General features: G+C 46.2%; 16 protein-coding genes. 13 read left to right on the top strand and 3 right to left on the bottom strand.

Annotation, left to right across the window (positions count from 1 at the left end; translation table 11 throughout):
- Positions 1–23 precede the first annotated feature (23 nt).
- The 3 genes from ACYVE4_RS30145 (at position 24) to ACYVE4_RS30135 (ending at position 3,531) form a co-directional block, all read left to right on the top strand.
- Positions 24–392, top strand: a complete 369-nt coding sequence (locus ACYVE4_RS30145; protein ID WP_461044138.1) for an ORF6N domain-containing protein — start codon at positions 24–26, stop codon at positions 390–392.
- A gap of 275 nt (positions 393–667) precedes the next feature.
- The gene (locus ACYVE4_RS30140) at positions 668–3,070 is read left to right on the top strand and encodes an alpha-L-rhamnosidase-related protein (protein WP_461044137.1); all 2,403 of its coding nucleotides are present in this window, start codon (positions 668–670) and stop codon (positions 3,068–3,070) included.
- A 104-nt stretch (positions 3,071–3,174) separates the two neighbouring features.
- On the top strand, positions 3,175–3,531 hold the full coding sequence (locus ACYVE4_RS30135) for a hypothetical protein (protein WP_461044136.1): 357 nt from the start codon (positions 3,175–3,177) through the stop codon (positions 3,529–3,531).
- A 20-nt stretch (positions 3,532–3,551) separates the two neighbouring features.
- Here the strand turns inward: ACYVE4_RS30135 and ACYVE4_RS30130 are convergent, their stop codons facing one another.
- The 3 genes from ACYVE4_RS30130 to ACYVE4_RS30120 are packed head-to-tail and all read right to left on the bottom strand — an operon-like array spanning position 3,552 to position 5,923.
- A complete protein-coding gene (locus ACYVE4_RS30130) occupies positions 3,552–4,289 on the bottom strand; it encodes a DUF1223 domain-containing protein (protein WP_461044135.1) in 738 nt (245 codons plus the stop codon).
- A gap of 27 nt (positions 4,290–4,316) precedes the next feature.
- Entirely contained in the window at positions 4,317–5,156 is an 840-nt protein-coding gene (locus ACYVE4_RS30125) for a molybdopterin-dependent oxidoreductase (protein ID WP_461044134.1), read from the bottom strand.
- Positions 5,153–5,923, bottom strand: coding sequence for a cytochrome b/b6 domain-containing protein (locus ACYVE4_RS30120; RefSeq protein WP_461044133.1), 771 nt, complete (start codon positions 5,921–5,923; stop codon positions 5,153–5,155). The genes ACYVE4_RS30125 and ACYVE4_RS30120 overlap by 4 nt, the downstream gene beginning before the upstream one ends.
- Positions 5,924–6,064: 141 nt before the next feature.
- Here ACYVE4_RS30120 and ACYVE4_RS30115 point away from each other — a divergent pair, with 141 nt between their 5' ends.
- The 10 genes from ACYVE4_RS30115 to ACYVE4_RS30070 all read left to right on the top strand — a co-directional run bounded on the left by ACYVE4_RS30115 (position 6,065) and on the right by ACYVE4_RS30070 (position 19,253).
- A complete protein-coding gene (locus ACYVE4_RS30115) occupies positions 6,065–7,696 on the top strand; it encodes a 7TM diverse intracellular signaling domain-containing protein (protein WP_461044132.1) in 1,632 nt (543 codons plus the stop codon).
- A 261-nt stretch (positions 7,697–7,957) separates the two neighbouring features.
- On the top strand, positions 7,958–8,194 hold the full coding sequence (locus ACYVE4_RS30110) for a hypothetical protein (RefSeq protein ID WP_461044131.1): 237 nt from the start codon (positions 7,958–7,960) through the stop codon (positions 8,192–8,194).
- Positions 8,191–8,715 carry a hypothetical protein gene (locus tag ACYVE4_RS30105; RefSeq protein ID WP_461044130.1) on the top strand — a complete coding sequence of 175 codons (525 nt, stop codon included), beginning with the start codon at positions 8,191–8,193 and terminating at the stop codon, positions 8,713–8,715. The genes ACYVE4_RS30110 and ACYVE4_RS30105 overlap by 4 nt, the downstream gene beginning before the upstream one ends.
- 156 nt (positions 8,716–8,871) lie before the next feature.
- Positions 8,872–9,636 (top strand): hypothetical protein, encoded by a 765-nt coding sequence (locus ACYVE4_RS30100; protein WP_461044129.1) that lies wholly within the window; start codon positions 8,872–8,874, stop codon positions 9,634–9,636.
- A gap of 37 nt (positions 9,637–9,673) precedes the next feature.
- Positions 9,674–12,109, top strand: a complete 2,436-nt coding sequence (locus ACYVE4_RS30095; RefSeq protein ID WP_461044128.1) for a carboxypeptidase-like regulatory domain-containing protein — start codon at positions 9,674–9,676, stop codon at positions 12,107–12,109.
- A gap of 139 nt (positions 12,110–12,248) precedes the next feature.
- Positions 12,249–12,944, top strand: a complete 696-nt coding sequence (locus ACYVE4_RS30090; RefSeq protein WP_461044127.1) for an START domain-containing protein — start codon at positions 12,249–12,251, stop codon at positions 12,942–12,944.
- 97 nt (positions 12,945–13,041) lie between these two features.
- The gene (locus ACYVE4_RS30085) at positions 13,042–13,956 is read left to right on the top strand and encodes a YihY/virulence factor BrkB family protein (RefSeq protein ID WP_461044126.1); all 915 of its coding nucleotides are present in this window, start codon (positions 13,042–13,044) and stop codon (positions 13,954–13,956) included.
- Between the two features lie 57 nt (positions 13,957–14,013).
- Complete coding sequence (locus ACYVE4_RS30080; protein WP_461044125.1) at positions 14,014–14,850, top strand: MBL fold metallo-hydrolase; 837 nt, start codon at positions 14,014–14,016, stop codon at positions 14,848–14,850.
- Positions 14,851–14,921: 71 nt separating this feature from the next.
- Complete coding sequence (locus tag ACYVE4_RS30075) at positions 14,922–15,701, top strand: patatin-like phospholipase family protein (RefSeq protein ID WP_461044124.1); 780 nt, start codon at positions 14,922–14,924, stop codon at positions 15,699–15,701.
- Between the two features lie 345 nt (positions 15,702–16,046).
- On the top strand, positions 16,047–19,253 hold the full coding sequence (locus ACYVE4_RS30070; protein WP_461044123.1) for a SusC/RagA family TonB-linked outer membrane protein: 3,207 nt from the start codon (positions 16,047–16,049) through the stop codon (positions 19,251–19,253).
- Positions 19,254–19,265: the final 12 nt, after the last annotated feature.

Here is a 19,265-nt window from a genome sequence, read left to right as displayed (position 1 = left end):
AGTGCCCACCAAACATGCGTTCAATGACTGATAAACCCACTGCCAACCTATTGCCTGAAGAAACTCTTTTTCGTAAAATCCACCGTATTCGTGAACGGAAAGTCTTACTCGACGTAGATCTTGCTGAACTGTATGGTGTAGAGGTCCGTGTTTTAAAACAAGCTGTACGGCGTAATATTGAGCGATTTCCTATCGATTTTATGTTTGAACTATCCAGCGAAGAGTGGCAATCTTTAAGGTCACAATTTGTGATCTTAAACGATCCTAATAGCAATTTAGAGCCGTCGACTAAGGCTTCAAAGCGAGGCCAACATGCCAAATACGCTCCCTTTGTCTTTACTGAGCAAGGCGTTGCTATGCTTTCATCTGTGCTACCAGTAAACGAGCAATAGAGGTAAATATCCAGATTATGCGGGTCTTTGTAAAGATGCGCAGTGGGTCGTTAATTATGCTGAATTGCTGCAAAAGATTGAAGGCCTCGAAACGGAACAAGCAAGCGCGAATCAGCACATCGCACAGATTTATAACCTCATAAAAGAACTACTGGAACCTGAGTTTAAAAATCGTAAGCCAATTGGATTCGACATATCCCATACCGACTAGGAGAGAGTAGTATAGAAAAAGGCTTAAGATGTCGTTATTTTGCGCTGTTTCTACCCCTTTTTCTATGCGTGTTCGTTTTCTTATTCTACTCGTTCTTGTTTCCATAACAAGCTTCGCGCAAACGCCAGCTACCAAACCCGATTGGACTTTACAATATTGGCCTGCCCGCTGGATTGTTCATCCTACGGCGCCGGTTCGGCAGTACGGTATTTTTCACTTCCGCAAAGCTATCGATCTGGGGCAGAAACCCGCTCGCTTTATCGTGCATGTATCGGCCGATAATCGCTATCGACTGTTCGTCAATGGGAAATCGGTCGCGTTAGGGCCTGCTCGTAGTGATCTGCAAAACTGGAATTATGAAACCATTGATCTGGCTCCGTTTCTACAGGCGGGTCGGAATGTACTGGCTGCACAGGTATGGTATATGGGCGATGGGGCTCCATTCGCACAGATGAGTTATCAGGTTGGGTTTCTGGTACAGGGCGATACCGATGCTGAAAAGATGGCCAATACGGATGCGAGCTGGAAAGTGCTTCATAATCTGGCCTATACACCCATCAAAAACGACATTCCAAAGCTTCGTACGTATATCGTGGCTGGCGACGGCGACCGGGTCGATGCGGCAAAATACCCTTGGGGATGGGAACAGCCTAACTTCGATGATAAGGCTTGGGTAGCGGCCAAAACATTCGGTTTTCCAACAAAGCCACGTAGCCTAGGCACTGATGGAAATTGGGGCTTAGTACCGCGTACGATTCCGATGATGGAAGAAGGTTTGGTTCGACTGGCCAGCGTTCGACGAAGTGAAAACGCTAAAATGGATGCAGCGTTCCTGCAAGGCAAGTCTCCGGTTACGATTCCGGCCAACACCAAAGCGGTCTTCATGCTCGATCAGAGCCATCTGACCAACGCATATCCTGAACTGATTGTCAGTAAGGGCAAAGGAGCTGTTGTTACGATGTCGTATGCCGAAGCGTTGATTGATGCACAAGGTAAAAAAGGAAATCGGAATGATGTAGAGAATCGCACAATGCGCGGATTTGACGATCAATTTGTGGCTGATGGAAGTGATAAGCGATTATTCCGACCACTCTGGTTTCGTACCTATCGCTACCTGCAACTAACCGTCGAGACGAAAGAGGACGCGTTGGTTTTAGATGATCTATATGGACAGTTTACGGGCTATCCATTTCAGGAAAAAGCGAAGTTTATCGCCAGCGATACAACCTTGAAAAACCTATGGAACGTTGGTTGGCGAACGGCCCGATTGTGTGCGGGTGAAACCTATTTCGATTGCCCATACTACGAACAATTGCAGTATACTGGCGATACGCGTATTCAGTCGATGATTTCGCTTTATGTATCGGGCGATGATCGGCTGATGCGAAAGGCGATTATGGATTACGACCATAGTCGATTCAATGATGGCCTGACACAAAGCCGCTATCCGTCGGCTGATTTTCAGGTGATTCCAACGTTTTCGCTGTTCTGGGTGTGTATGATTCACGATTATTGGATGCATCGTCAGGATGATGAATTCGTAAAGTCGATGTTGCCAGGCATTTTGAGCGTATTGAACTGGCATGAGCAACGTATCGCTAAAACGGGTCTGAACGGGCCGCTGGAATGGTGGAATTTTGTGGATTGGTCGAAGTGGCAAAATGCGAAAGACGAAATCTCTGGAGGAGTTCCGTCTGGGGCTCGGAAAGGAGGGTCGAGTATTCTATCGCTGCAGCAGGCCTATACATACACTCGGGCGGCTGATTTGCTGGCACATTATGGACAGAATGAACGCGCTGAGTATTACCGTGAACTGGCTCGTAAATTGAATAAAACGGTCTATGCACAATGCTGGGATGCTGCGAAAGGGTCCTTCGCCGATGCACCACTTATACCGGCTGGTCAGCCAGGAAAGAATAGCTACAGTCAGCACGCCAATATTTTGGCCGTATTGACCAATGCTGTACCGATTGAGCAACAGGCGGCTTTGTTGCAGAAAACAATGACCGATACCTCGTTGACGCAGGCTACATTTTATTTCAAATTCTATCTGTTCGAAGCCCTTAAAAAAACAGGACTAGGTGATCAATTCATTGCACAGCTAAAACCCTGGCGCGATATGCTGGCTATTGGCCTAACCACCTTTGCCGAAAACCCAGAACCAACCCGCTCAGATTGCCATGCCTGGAGTGCATCGCCTTTGTACGAACTTTTATCAATTACCTGCGGAATTCGTCCGGGCGAACCGGGTTTTAAAGCCGTACGTATCGAACCGTTTTTAGGCGATTTGACTAGTGTCGAAGGTAAAATGCCCCATCCCTTAGGTGAGATTGCTGTGCAGTTTCAGAAAACGCCATCGGGCGGACTAACGGGTACTGTAACCCTGCCAGCTAATCTAGCGGGTACGCTACGTTGGAAAGGCAAATCGTTGCCGTTGAAATCGGGTCAGCAGCAGGTAAGTTTGTAAGCATCAATACACTTATCCGGTCAAACCGCCACTCATGTAGTTTGACCGGATAAATTTTGTTTCACTACTGTATATTGCATAGTTCCTTGTAAAACATTTATGCTATGAAACAACTATTGATTGGACTACTGCTACTTGGCTCTACGTTAGCCTGTTCGGATGGTAATGTGAAAATTGCCGTTACTGACTCCGATGATATCTATGAATTTTACGCCAAATACGATAAGAAAAAAAGTCAGCGTATTCAGGATTTTATCAACGACAAAATGGCTCCCAGTAACAAGGTTGAAGGCGATCATGTCGACATCTCTACTACGCTGGACGATCACACGAGCTTTGAACTGGAAGAATATCCGGGAGAGGTGCGGATAAAACTGGATAAAGGCGATAATTCAGACGCATCTTATCAGCGGGTAAAAGCGATAGGCGACGGGATTAAGCATATAATTGACGGGAAATAAAACGTTTGATAACCAGTCGATTAAAGCATCTTCGCGCCAATGATTTGTCCGTTATCCGTACGCTGAACATATACCAGTACATTCGTCTGATTTACAGATAAATCAGTTGGTATAGAAAGCGTTGTGCTACCCGTTGCATCCGATTTGTCGATCGTTTTAAACTGCCGGACGATGTTTGTATTGACAAGCGACCGGCCACCATTTTCACCATTTTTGACAGCGGTGCGGGCTTCCTTTTGCACCAACGCTACATTGACGCGAAACGGGCCGGTAGTTGATAATGTATACTGAACAATAACCTGATTAGCCTGCCGAGTCAGGCTGCCATCGACGCCAATAAACTCAGAAGCTGGTTGTTTTTGAATCGTCTGAATGGCTTGCTCGATGCGTCCGCGCTGACCGCCAACGATGTCCTGCCGACCGTTGACAACGAGTTGTGGGGTATAGGTTTGGGTTTTCAACGTTCGATCATATTGTCGTTGACGGACCGTGTTTTCTTTCGCGCTGAACGGATCTTTCCAGCCCAGTCGATCCCAATAATCGACATGAAACGAGAGCCCATAAACGGCCTTTCCAGCTTGAGAAGCCTGTTTTGTAATGTCCTGCAAAGCCTGATCGGCAGCCGGACAACTGGAGCAGCCCTGCGAGGTAAATAACTCCAGCACGACAACAGGTTGAGGAACAGGTTTTACTGGTTTGGTAGACGATAGGGTTGTCACTAGTCCTAAGGCCGTGAAGAAAAGGATTAGACGGTTCATAAAAATTTTAGATTCAGTCTGTTAACGCTAAAGGCCAACATAATAATCATATCCTCGTTCGGCCCAGAAATCGCGCGGGCGCTCGTCGGAAAAAAACATTCGGCCAATTCGCTTCAAATTTTTGACTCCGTATTTCACTGGAATAATCAACCGAAGAGGAGCGCCATGTGCCGATGAAATAGGTTCGCCGTTCAACTCATAAGCTAGTAAGGTTTGGGGATGCATAGCACTCTCTATATCAATGCCTACATAATAGCCTTTGTCGGGTGTTTCCATCCCAATGTACTTGAATAGATCGCCGGGATTCTCAGGATTAGGGGCGTCACCGCTACGAGTGCCTAGTTTGTATTTTTCAAGAAAATCCGACAAGCGTGCTCCACCCCAATGCTGAATTTGACTCCAGCCTTCTACACACTTAAACTCATATACCATCTCGTGTTTGGGTAAGGCTTTTATATCATCAATTGTGAGCAACAACGCCGAATCAAGGGGGCCGTCCGGATTGCGTTTATCGCTTTGGTCGATCTGGAGCTTCCAGTCTTCAGGAATGGGTGTTTTGAGGCCATCAAAGCCATTGACCCGTGCATTTTTTATGGCTTCTGAAACAGGATAAGTAGGTACTAAGTGTGTATTGCTGAAATACGCTCGGGCAATTGATTCATTGACATTTAGTACGTTCCGTAGCGGTCGCTTTATGCCCTGTGCGCCGACACTGTTTTTAACCCATTCATATACACCAACTGGCACAGCCGAAGCCAGCGCAAACCAGCCAAACGATTTGATCATTCGTCGACGGGCAACGGATTCGGGAATGTCATCTTCTGGTAGATTGGGTTCGGGCGTTGGGCTTGTTTTTGACTGACTCATGATAAAGCGGGTTTAATAACGGGTTCAGTGGGTTTTACAGGTTCATCCGTTGGCTCATCGGGTTGAATTGGATGGTCGCTCACTGGTTTATTCAGAACAGGGCGGTCGGGGTCATTTGGTTTGACAATCTCGAAGCCTGTTACCATCGACTGAAAATTTTGCCAACCTGCCCGAATAACCTGTGCGATGTGAATCACGAAGAAGGCTACGTAGCCTAACGTCAGAATAAAATGTATTAATCGAGCTGTTTTGTAGCCACCTACCAATGCCGTTAACCAATAAAACTGAGTAGGTTTATAAATAGCATACCCAGTTAACACTGAGCCGATACCCATGAGCATTATTGAGAAATAGGCAATTTTCTGAGCACCGTTGTATTTGATAAACGGCGGTTGGGTTTTACGGAGTTTCAGATCGTATAAGGTTACCTGAATAGCTTCCCGAAACGAGTGTCGGTTTGGGACTAAATGCCGCCATTCACCCGAAACGAACGTATAACCAACGTATAGAATACCATTCAGGATGAAGAGCCATTGGAAGACAAAATGCCAGGCCATTCCCTCGGCCAATCGGCGAGGTACGCCGAGTGCTTTGTAAAATCCGTCAGGAAAGAATGATACGAGAGTATAGTCGCCAATCTGAATTTTGTATGGATCGTAGGCCCAATAAATTAGCAGGCCACTCCAGATCATAACGAACAGAACCGGGAAGTTGATCCAGTGAAACCACCGAATGGCCAGCGGATGCTTGTGAACAATACGCTTCATTAGCACGAAAAGGTTATGGTAGGAAATATACGCTTACACGTACAGAAAAGTTTGAACATGAAAAATTTGTTATAATTTCACAATCAGGCAATTACCTTTATCCAATGTAGAATGAGGTGCAGGTGGGTATTATCTCTACTGATGATCAGTTGTGGGTTTGCTGTGGCCCAGCCGGTAGCCTATCCCTTTGCCGATCAGCTTGTTGAGCTAGGGCCTAAAGCACTCATTCTAGACGATCCTACACTTCAGCTTACAGTTGATCAGGTAGCTGCCTTGCCCGATTCGGCCTTCCGGCTCAGCCAGCAGCAAAAACTTAATTTTGGTCATACAAACTCGCGAATCTGGTTAAAATTTCACATCAATAATACGCTTCTGGAGCCGCTTTTTCTGCTCTTTATGACGCAGGATGCTGACTATGTTGATCAATACGTCATCAGCGAAACCGGAGCCATAACTAAACAACAGTCGGGTGTACTACGTCCGTTCGAAAACCGATATTTTTTGACCAACACAGTTCTACTGCCCCTTGGTCAGCGTCCCTGCACCGTGTTCCTTGCCCTTCGCGACGATAATATTCTTCATTTCTCTGTACTGCTGGCACCCGTCCGACCTATTGTTAGTCATCTTCAAAAAGAATCACTGTTCAATGGGGCCGTTATGGGATTGATGCTGGTGATGGTTATTGTCAATTTGTTTGTGTACGGTCTCGTTCGTGATCGGGTATATCTGCTCTACGCCGTCTATGTAACGCTTTCCTGTATGACGTTCATGTCGTTCGAAGGTTTGCTTTATGATCTGCTCTGGCGATCTATTCCCTCGCTTAACAATGGACGGTTATACCTGCTCATTTCGGCTCTGACATTTGCGGCTGCCATCTGGTTTTCGATGAATTTCCTGAGAACCCGTGAATTTCTACCCGGATTCTATCGGTATTTTATTGGTCTGCTAAGTCTCGTCGGTCTGACTACGCTTCTGCGTTTGCTCGATGTGCCGGGTTTGGAGCGGGTATTTTATGGATTCACTCTGCTAGGGTTTGTGTCGCTGATGACACTAGGAATTCGGACGTATCGACAAGGATATCGGCCGGCGCGATATTATTTGCTGGCGTGGAGTTTTTACATTGCCGGGGCTATGACGAGTGTGTTGGGGCTGCTTGATATTGTTTCGTTTACGCATCTTTGGATTGTGTATGGCTACCAGTTTGGGGCTGCCTTCGAAGCCGTTTTACTGACACTGGCATTGGCTGACCGGCTACAAACGTATCAGGCTGAATACCAGGCAGCCCAGCAACTGGCTCTGAAGCGCGCGGGTGAAAATGAAGAACTATTAGCTCGGAATAATGAGCTACTGGAGGCAAAACTCCAACAGGAGCACCGAAAAGAACCATTGCCCGACGATATGCGTACCTTGCTGCTGAGTATGAAAGAAGATCGGGAACGGATTCGGAAGATTGCTATTCCTACTCTCGATGGAATGTTGCTGTTTCCCGTAAGCGATATTACCCGGCTCGAAGCGGCCGGAAGCTACACCAATATTCATCTGTCGAATCAGAAAACCGTGTTGGCTTCACGTGGATTGGTGGAGTTCGAACATCTGTGTGCAGAAGGAGAGCCCTTTTTTCGAACCCATAAATCGCATATTGTGAACCTGAACCATGTTGTAAAATACCTGCGTGGCGAAGGTGGTCAGGTTGTTCTGGACAATGGACATACCATCGACGTTTCGCGTCGTTCGAAGCCCGAGCTGATGAAACGATTAGTGGGCGAAGAATAACCTAATAGGTAAATCAGCCTTTACGTATAGCCAGACCCAGTCATATCCGGATTTTTTCGTGACCAATAATCCAGAAAAATCTTCCGTTGCTGAACTCATTGCCTCCATTGCGCAACTGCTGATGGTTTTTTGGGTATTCTCCAGACAATTTTGAACTACTTCCGCACCGCAAAAACAATTGATACTCAGTCGTCCAATTTCGCTTTTATCCACACCTTTTAAGCTGAAGCTATGAGTCAATAACTCTATACACTAGTAGCCATGAAAATACCGCTATCCCTCTTGTCACTTATGTTGTTGACAAGTTGTACGAATTCGTTCTATCATGTATCTACGCTGGAATCGGAGCAGGTCAATCTGGTGGACAAGGACTTTGTCTTTGAAAATGAGCACCTGAAACTAGTGTATAACTTCTGGGAGGAAGGCGGGCGAATGCGTTTTCTGGTGTTCAACAAAACCGATCAGCCCTTGTACATTGACTGGTCAAAAGTTCTGTGATCAGTAATGGAGCGAAAAAAGTATATAGCCAATTACCTTCTCCTACAAAGTTATCCGTTGATAAAACTCAATACGTATATAAAGGTACGTTCGTAGAACCTTATCGATACACAGCGTATGGAAACCCGTTTAGTGAAATCCAACCTCAGACGTTCGTAGCCATCGCTGATATTCCCATTCAACAGGCTATTGAGCATAAGAAAACCAAAGAAAAACAGTTCGAATATACCCAGGCCAGCTCTCCATTTAAACTAGAACATCAGCTAGCCTATTCACTGAATAAGTCGCTGGTAAACACTCAATGTGTCAGCAATCAATTTTGGGTCGGTCAGATTCAGGTACTGAGATCTAACGCTTTAGCCAAAACCTACGGACCGTTGGAAAAAGGGGCTCCTAATGCGCTCTATGCAGTTGAAAAACGCGGGGATTTTGTTCGAATCGTGGTTATAGCAGCTGCGATATCAATCGTGACGTATAAAATAACGATGGACAATCTCTTCAAAGGGGGAATTAGTTTGTAATTAAGTAAGCCAGTATGTACGTACGATTTATAGCCGCTGAAGAGGACTGAGAAAACTTCAATCAACTATAACCGGTAAAGCAATCAATCAAAACGAAGCCGGATAAGACCCTGCAATGGAACACAACAATTGCTACCAATAATTAACAGTTTAGCCATGAAAACGCTATTACTTCTCTGTTTGCCACTGTCGGTAGCTGCTCAGGAAAACATACTACCCGAACCAATTGCTCAGATGGGAACACAACCTCTCGACTGGAAAGTTTCTATTGCAATTACACTACCAAACTGGCCAATTGGAGGGCCTACTCCAGCCATTAAGACCCAAATGGAGCAAAAAGGCTGGGGCGCATCGATACCCGCCGGCTGCACATGGTTCATCTTTTGTGATGGCCCAACCAATTATCCCGAATTTCGACGTTCTACCGCATTCGATTTAGAATTCGGTTTTCGAAGAAATGCGAATCATGGTTTTTTCGTTGGAATAGGCGTTCCTCAAGGAGCTGAAATTACAGGTCGAACGGGCGGTGGGGCGTTGCTATCGTTGAAAAGTAAGATTTGGTATGCTTCGTTTCGGTGGGCCTGGTATTCACAAAACGGACGCTTTGTAAACAGTGTGGGCCCTGCATGTATGGTATTTGAGGATTATGAATTGTCGGGCATCAGGCAGCCAACGCATCAGAGTCAGATGGTTCCTGCCTTGCATTTGAGCAGTCAGTTTCGGTGTGTCAATCGTCGGAGTTTGTTACTGGCCCTTAAATTTGATGTCCGTGTAGGACCATCTGTAGATACGCAGCAATATGAAATGTACGGCAATGTAGGATCGTATCTTGTTCGATTTAAAGGCACTGACCTATCGCTGACGCATGCAAATATTGGGCTGCAACTTGGGTTTAAGTTTAGAGGAAATCCGGTTAATTAGGTAGTTTTAATGATCGGTAAACAGTTGATTTAACGCTATGCGCTCACTTTTTCCTCTTCTTGGTTTCCTCTTATCCTTACATTGCCATGCCCAACTTACCCAAACACTTCGCGGGCGAGTCGTTGATAAAGAATCAAAATATCCGCTGTTTGGGGCTACTATTCAGGTGGTTGATGCATCGCTGGGAGGTTTAACTGATACCGCAGGGATATACCGAATTCCGGCTGTTCCGGTTGGTCGGCGGACGGTTCGAGTTACGTTGGTAGGGTACAAAGAAGCATTACTGAATAACATTATTGTTGATGCCGGGCGCGAAACCATTCTGGATATTGAACTGGAGGAAAATATTCAGCAATTGGCGACGGTAACCGTAAAGGCGCAGCGTACCGGCGAAGCGCGTAACGATATGGCTGTTGTATCGGCGCGGCAATTTTCGGTCGATGAAGCGGATCGTTACGCTGGGAGTCGCGGAGAACCGGCTCGAATGGCGTCGAACTTTGCCGGAGTACAGGGCGCTGATGATTCCCGAAATGATATTGTGATTCGGGGAAATTCCCCACAGGGCGTGCTCTGGCGACTGGAAGGAGTGAGTATTCCGAATCCAAATCATTTTGCCATTGCCGGTACATCGGGCGGACCGGTGAGTATCATCAACAATCGCTATCTGGCGAATTCTGACTTTTTTACGGGTGCTTTTCCTGCCGAGTTTGGCAATACGGTCGCGGGCGTTTTCGACCTGAAATTGCGAAATGGAAATAATGAGAAGCATGAAAAGACCATTCAATTTGGTTTTCTCGGGACCGAAGCGATGGTTGAAGGGCCACTTTCGCGTAAAACCGGAGCTTCCTATATGGTATCGTATCGTTACGCCAATCTGGGTTTGTTTAACAAGATCGGATTAGACATTGGTACGCAGGCGGTTCCATCGTATCAGGACGGTTTTTTTCGACTGAATTTCCCGACTAAAAATGGAGGATCGATTGCGCTTTGGGCGTTAGGCGGTACCAGTACAGTCGATATTTTAATCAGCCAGCAAAAAGCCGACGATCGGAATATTTTCGGCCAGAATGATCGTGATCAATATTACACGTCGCGTATGGGCGTTGCAGGTTTGACCTATACGCGACCGATCAGCAAACAAACCTTCTGGAAATCGACATTGGCGGTTTCGGGTAATGTTCAGGATGCCAACCACGATTACCTGTTTCTCCGAAAAGACGGTGCTGGAAATCCGCTGGTGCAAAACGGTAAATTTGTTGTCGATTCGCTCCGACCGATTCTGGATTATCGATTTCAGGAAATTCGCTACACATTTTCTTCATTTATAAACCACAAAATCGGGCCACGTAGTACACTAAAAATTGGTCTGAATACAGATGTTATCCACTTTACCGCTTTCGATAGTGTACGAACGTTCGATCCGCCAAACTCAACACGATTTACCCGCTGGCAACGTCGCTGGAACGCCAATGAGGTATTTGCCTTACTACAACCCTACGCCAGCTATCGTACTCGTCTGACGACAAACCTGACCTTGACAGCAGGATTGAACGCACTAATTCTGACGCTAAACAAAAACAGCGTTTCGCCGATCGAGCCCCGGCTTGGACTTAGTTACGAGTTGCCGAACCAGCAAAAAATCAGTGTTGCTGCGGGGCTACATAGCCAGATGCAGCCAACATACACGTATTTCTATGCAACGCCCAACCTGGCTTCGTCGATGTACCCAAGTCCGTTAGTAAAGGAGAATCTCAACGTTGGGCTAACGAAAAGCTGGCATTATGTGGCTAGCTACAATCGACTGTTGGGGCAAAATATGCGGTTGTTACTCGAAACGTATTACCAGCAATTGTTCAATGTGCCGGTCGAGCGGGGAAAGACGTCGTTTTCGATGCTGAACACGGGGGCTGCTTTTACGCGAATTTTTCCGGGGCCGTTAATGAATACGGGGGTAGGGCGTAATTATGGCGTTGAGCTAACGCTTGAAAAATTCTTCAGTGACAACTACTATTTTCTGATAACGACCTCGCTGTTCGATGCCAAATACAAAGGGTCGGACGATGTCTGGCGAAATACGGATTTCAACGGAAAATACGCCTTCAATGCCTTATTTGCCAAAGAGATACCGTTTCGTCGATCGAGCCTGAGTCTGGGAGCGAAATTCACAGCAACGGGCGGGCGCTGGTATGGACCTGTTGATGAAGAAGCGTCTCGTCGGAATCAGGAAATTGTGTTTGCCAGCACTTCGCGGAATACAATCCAGTTTGCTCCGTATCGACGGTTCGATGTGAAAATCGATTATAAAATCAATCGAACACACCTAACACATACCATCGCCGTCGATTTGGTCAATGTATTGGGTATCAAAAACCAATTGACACTCAGCTACGCTCCCCAGTCCGATAGCACATTTATCAAGCAGGAATATCAGCTCGGCTTTTTACCTGTGTTCTATTATCGGGTGAATTTTTGAGTGAGAGCTTGAAAACATTCGAAACCATCTACACTCATTTTGGGTCGAATAATTATTGGGGAATAGCCACAAAGCCGAACTTTGGTGTTTCTTTGCCTTTGTAGGATACTCTTTTCAGCCAAAATAATAAGCTTAGTTAATGACTCGTATTTTTTATAGAACAACTGTATTCGATAAATCCAAAGTCTACATCGTATGGTTTATAGCCGTCTTTTTGCTGAGTATGAATGCCTTGGGTCAAGCGAAGAATGACTGGCATCTGGAAAAAGATAAAAATGGGATTCGGGTATATTCCCGGCATCTGGATGGTAGTCGGCTAAAGGAAATTAAGGTGGATTGCGAAATACCAGGCTCTATAAATCAACTGGTTGCGTTTTTGTCGGATGTTGATCAATACAGTAAGGTAGTTTATAAAAATAAATCGGCCCAGTTGCTCCGTCGGGTGAGCGAAACAGATTTTTACTATTATTCGGAGAGTGAAATGCCCTGGCCAGCTACGAATCGAGATTTAGTTCTTCGCCTTCGATTTGCGTACGATCCGGCCTCTAAAGTATTGCAAATCAACACGAATTCGGTTACGGATATGGTGCCGCCGAAGGAAGGATTAGTCCGGGTAGCCTTTTGGCAGGCTGTCTGGCAGGTGCACGCAGTAGCCGGAAATAAAATGCAAATCGACTATACATTTCAGGTTGATCCAGGCGGAACACTGCCTGCCTGGTTGATCAACGCGACGGCGGCTATTGGCCCTTATCAGTCATTCCTGAATTTACGGGAGAAAATCCAACTACCACGTTATCAGAAGCGTTCGTTCGGTTTCCTGCCAGCAACCGAATAGAGTCACTTTACCCTGTAACAAGGCTTTATAGGCAACTCTAAACTATGTTGCTTAACAGACCGTTAGCAGGATGTATCTATTTACTACTCATTTCATTATGAGAAAAGTGGCGCCCATTCTGCGAGTAGTGGTTCAGGCATTCGATAACCTGAAAGCAAACGATCCCATCCGGATGGCTGCGGCAACGGCGTTCTTTTCTTTTTTTGCCATTCCACCGATCTTAATTATTCTGAGTCAATTATTTGGGGGGCTTCTAAACGGGAGTAACCGGCGGGTCAGTTGGCAACTTTTTCGTAAACTGGCCGATCTGTTTGGCGACCAGAGCGCCCGCGAGCTGCGGGATATTTCTCATAATCTTCAGCAGGTACCCGATAGCGTGTTAACGACGGTTTTAAGCGTCTTTATTCTGTTCCTGGCTTCGACTACCTTATTTGCGATCATAAAAAATTCGCTTAACCAGCTTTGGAGCGTAAAACACGCGGCCAATCGAAACAAGTGGTACGGTTTACTCGATCGAGTTATCGCCCTCAGCATCATTCTTTTTTCCGGTATTTTAATTCTGACTTCCTTAGCTATTCACCACGCATTAGTCCGTGTCAATGAACAGGTGCTACCCGAATCACTTATGTATGACTGGCTACGTACTCCGGGAAGTCATCTATTTTCAATAGGGACATTAACTGTGTGGATTGCTATTGTCTTTAAATACTTGCCCGATATCCGGATTCACTGGTCGGCGGTTTGGATTGGTGCACTGGTCACGAGCGTATTGATTGAACTTGGTGAACAAGTACTGGACCAACTATTGATTCAAAGTCCCGTTCGAACCTTGTATGGTACCTCAGGTGGTATCATACTGGTCCTTTTGTTTGTTTTTTACGCTTCCCTGATTTTCTATTACGGAGCTAGTTTTACCCGCTATTACGCCGAGTGGATTCATCTGGAGGCTAAGCCAGGCGCTCATGCCGTAGCGTATCAGATTACTGAAGTTGGCGAGGATTCATCGTTGTAAGTTGGGGTGAGATGTTAGCACTACTTATAAAATCCTAACTTGCCGAAAAACTCGGCTATGTCTCTTCAAACGATTGATACAGGATTTTTCAAACTTGATGGCGGTGCCATGTTTGGCGTTGTACCTAAACCGCTCTGGCAACGACTGAATCCTGCCGACGAACAAAATCGGTGTACCTGGGCGATGCGTTGCTTGCTCTATGAATCCGGAAATCGGCTGCTTTTAGTCGATACAGGGATTGGCAATAAGCAGGATGCTAAATTTTTCGGCCACTACGATCTTCACGGCGATGCGACATTACTAAGCTCGATTCGAAAAGCTGGTTATTCCGAGAACGATATAACCGATGTATTGCTCACGCACCTCCATTTTGATCACGTAGGTGGCGCCGTAAAACGGACTGACGAAACGCTGGCGCCCGTTTTTTCGAATGCTACATACTGGGTCCACCCCGCCCATTGGGAATGGGCCATTCATCCGAATCCACGTGAGAAAGCGTCGTTTCTGCGCGAAAATATTTTGCCTTTGCAGGAAAGTGGCCAATTGTCGTTTCTGACGGAAAAACCGTTTCCGTTTGCTGATATTGACTTATTGTATGTAGATGGTCATACGGAAAAAATGACGCTGCCTGTTTTTACTATCAATGGTCGAACCGTTGCTTACATGGCCGATTTGATTCCGTCGTCGGGGCACATTCCATTGCCTTATATTATGAGTTACGATATGCGGCCCCTGTTAACAATGGAGGAGAAAACAACGGTCTTACAAAAAGCGGCTGACGAAAACTGGATATTGCTCTTTGAACACGATCCAGTAACAGAAGCGGCCACCGTTGACATGACGGAAAGGGGAGTTCGACTGAAGGAGACAGGGAAGCTAACAGAGCTGCTCTAGTGCGTATAATGTCTCCAATTCATAAACCAACAAACTAGACGGGACGTTATCAAATCAATAACGTAGGTGATATGAAAATTGGTTTGGTATTATCGGGGGGCGGAGCGCGCGGCATAGCCCATTTGGGTGTGATCAAAGCCTTGCAGGAAATGGGTATTCGTTTCGATCAGATAGCGGGCACCAGCGCTGGCGCAATCACCGGAGCTTTGATTGCACAGGGATATTCGCCCGACGAAAGTCTGAAAATCATCGAATCGTCAGCCTTTGTGCGGCATATACGACCGGCCTGGAATCGCATGGGCCTGTTACGGCTCGACACAATCGTAGATATTTATAAAAAGTACATTCCCCACGACACGTTTGAGGAATTACAGATTCCGTTGCATGTTGTTGCCGTAGACCTCAATGCTGGCGAGCAGGTTGTTTTTGATCAGGGCGAACTTATTCGGCCCGTGTTAGCGTCCTGTTGTTTGCCCGGTATTTTCGAACCCATGCTCATCAATAAGCGGCAATTTGTGGATGGCGGAGTATTGAATAATCTGCCGGTCGATGTGATTGAACACAAGGTGGATTTCCTGATTGGCTCACATTGTAACGTATTAGGGCCACGAAAGCCCATCCAATCTATGCGAGGGGTTATCGAGCGAAGTCTGGTGTTGGCCGTACAGAGCAAAACCAAAGATCGGTTTGCTCGATGTAATGTGCTGATTGAAGCTCCCCAACTGGCCCAATATACCACGACTGATATTAGCAAGTCGCGGGACTTATTCCGAATAGGTTATCAGTATACCCGCTCAATGGCCGACGATATCGAAAAAGCATTTAGCCATCCAAATGCCGAAGTTATATAGATTTTTACCAATTGTTATGCACGAACGCCAGGCCATACGGTCTGGCGTTTTTCGTAGGCAACGTATAGAAAACGCTGTATTCCTTTATCAGAATCTGGAATTTCTTCAAAATCGCTGACATGAGTATATACATTTTTTTGTCAACCATTTTAGAGGAAAATTAATTAACATATAGGTATTTATAACTAAATATAGAAAAATTACTATACAGAATATTATTCTAATTAAAATGTATTTATAGATATAATAATTTACATATATAAAATTTTGTAAATTTTTGTAAAAGCAATTAATCTGTATTTAATTTGGATTAAAGCACTTTTTCTTAACTCAAACTATCAATTTATGAGGGGGTTTTTACTCGTGGGGATGCTACTGGCATACTCACTCTGGGTACCTGCGTGGGCTCAGGAGCGAACAATTACAGGTAAAGTTATAGCCGCCGAAGATGGGACGCCTTTACCCGGTGTATCTATCGTTTTGAAAGGCGTTGCCAGAGGATCCAATACCGATGCTGATGGGAATTATTCGATTGGTGTACCCGCATCGGGGGGTACACTTGTGTTTAGCTTTGTGGGCTTCGGTTCGCAGGAAGTTGAAATTGGCAATCGTTCACAGGTAAACGTTAGCCTGGTAACGGATGCGAAAAGCCTTCAGGAAGTCGTCGTGACGGCCCAGGGTATCGTTCGGGAACGGAAGGCACTGGGCTATTCAGTTACGTCGCTGGAAAGCAAGCTTATTGAAGATCGGCCCCAGTCGGATGTTGGTCGAATTTTACAGGGTAAAATTCCAGGGGTTAACATCACCGCAACTTCCGGGGTTTCGGGTACGGGTACAAACATCACCATTCGGGGGTATTCGTCTATTACGGGATCAACGCAGCCGTTGTTCGTTGTGGATGGCGTACCGTTCAACTCCAGCACTAATTCGCGGGGCGGATTCACCGGGGGAGGTCAGTCGGCATCCAGCCGATTCCTGGATCTTGATCCGAATAACATCGAGAACATTAGCGTCCTGAAAGGCTTGGCCGCAACCGTAACCTATGGCGATCAGGGCCGAAACGGGGTTATTCTGGTAACAACGAAAAGTGGCAGCAAAAAAGCCCGCCCAACCGAATTTACCGTAACCCAATCGGTATTTAACAACACAGCCCATTTGCCCATCTATCAAAATGATTACGTAGGTGGATTTGTGCAGAACCTGGGTTATTTCTTCAGTAACTGGGGGCCGACACTGGATGAAATAGCCAATTACCCATCGCTCAATACGAATACGGCTTTCACCAATCACCCCTATGCGTTTCTAACGAATGCCTCGTTGAAGGCAGCTATGGCCCCCTATGTTGCATCGGTCACGCCATACAAAATGCAGATCTTCCCCAACAACGTAAAGGATTTTTTCCGGACTGGGGTTATTTCCAATACGTCGCTGAACATATCCGGAGGAAATGAAAAAGTAGGCTATAACGTGTCGGCAGGTTATAATAAGGAACAGGGGTATATTCCGGATAACGGCCTGACCAAACTGAACTTAGGCTTAGGATTGCGGGCGCAGTTGACGAAAAAAATGAGCATTAATACCTCGTTCAACTTTGCCAATACCGAGCAATTTTCGCCCCCATTGAATGCCGCTCAGGGAAATAATACATTAGGCGGATTCCCTTCTGTACTGGCCAACGTACTGTTTACTCCCCGCCAGGTCGATTTGATGGGCTGGCCTTTTGAAAGCCCTGTCGATTTCAGCACCGTGTATTTCCGATCAGGAAACGACATTCCTAACCCGCGCTGGATTCTGAAAAACTACAAAACCACTGGCGTTGTCAACCGCTTCTTCGCGACGACCAACCTGACAGTTGATCTGGCGAAAGATCTGGTGTTGTTGTATAAAGTTGGGCTGGATACCTATACGGAAAACCAGGAATACAAATTCAATAAAGGCGGTGTTGACTTTGTGAATGGATATTACAACACTTATGATGTTCGGAACACGATCTGGGATAATAGCGTGATCATGTCTTACACCAAGCCACTTGCCGAGAAATTTACCCTATCGGCACGAGTAGGCGGTAATATGCGGAATGATATTACCCGAGGAACATTTATCGGTAGTCAGAACCAACTGGCCCGTGATCTGTTTCGTCACAGCAACTTTATCGATAACGTAGCGTCAAACTCAGAAGTTGAACAAACCCGGATTGGGGTTTTCGGCGAATTGACAGCTGATATTAACGATTATCTGTTCCTGAACCTGGCTGGTCGGAACGACTGGACCTCAACGGTGGAAGTACCTAATCGCCAAATCTTCTACCCCTCGGCCAGTCTTTCATTCGTTCCCACATCGGCTTTTAGCGGGTTACAGGCCAGTAAAGTGCTTAATTTCCTGAAACTGAGAGGAGGGATCGGTACGTCGGCTGGTTTCCCGAGCCCGTATAGCACCCGGAGCGTTTTGAATCAAAGTGCCCGAGGTTGGTTAACATCTTCTGGTGCAACGGTACAAACGCATTCGGTGGATAATACGCTGGGTAACCCGAACCTGAAACCTGAATTGCATACCGAAATTGAGTTTGGTCTGGAAGGACGATTGTTCAATAACGCGCTTACGTTCGACGTGACAGCTTATCAGCGCAATACCCGTGACCTGATCACAAATACTCCGCTGGATGCATCGACCGGCTACACGGCAACGACGATCAACATCGGTAAAATCCGCAATGAAGGGATTGAAATAAGCGTTTCGGCTACTCCGGTTAAACGCGGAGGGTTTTCCTGGGACGTAACGGGCGTTTTTTCGCGCAATACACCGAAAGTGCTCGATCTGGGAGGGACATTACAGGAAGTGCAGATTGCCGGTTTTGGCGGAACGCTGGGTAACTACGCAATTGTCGGTCAACCCTTTAACGTAATAAAAGGAACGGGCTTCCGGCGGAACGATCAGGGGCAATATCTGATTGATGCCCGTGGGTTTCTTCTGGCCACTCAGTCGCCGGTTGTACTGGGCGATCCAAACCCGGCCTTTACATCGAGCCTGATCAATACCTTTAATTATAAAGGTTTATCGTTGAATGTGATGGTCGCTTATCGTCATGGCGGGGCTATGTACTCGACGACGGCTGGTGCGCTGCTGGGACGGGGATTGACCATTGATAATAGCCTGGAAGGTGGTTTTGACCGGGCTCAAACCATGATTATTCCAGGGGTGAAAAACTCGGATGGAACGCCGAATAATATTCAGATCGCAACGCCTAATTTCTACTTTGATAACTACTATTTCTTTGGTGACGAAGGACGTATTTATGATGGATCGACGATTCGCTTGCAGGAGGTTGCGCTTTCCTATCAACTCCCGAAAAAACTACTGAGCAAAGTATCGATCAAAGGGGCATCGCTATCGCTGTCTGGAACCAATCTTTGGTATCGGGCTATCCACTTCCCCAAAGGGTTAAATTTCGATACCGACAATCTGGGTCTGGGAGTTGGCAATGGATTAGGTTTTGAATTCCTGACGGGGCCTAGCTCGCGCCGATTGGGTGGTACACTAAAAATAACTTTCTAAACAGTAAGATCG

Source organism: Spirosoma harenae (genome assembly GCF_054776975.1).
Note: the sequence above shows the minus strand (reverse complement) of the source record. Positions and strands in the feature narration are given on the sequence as shown.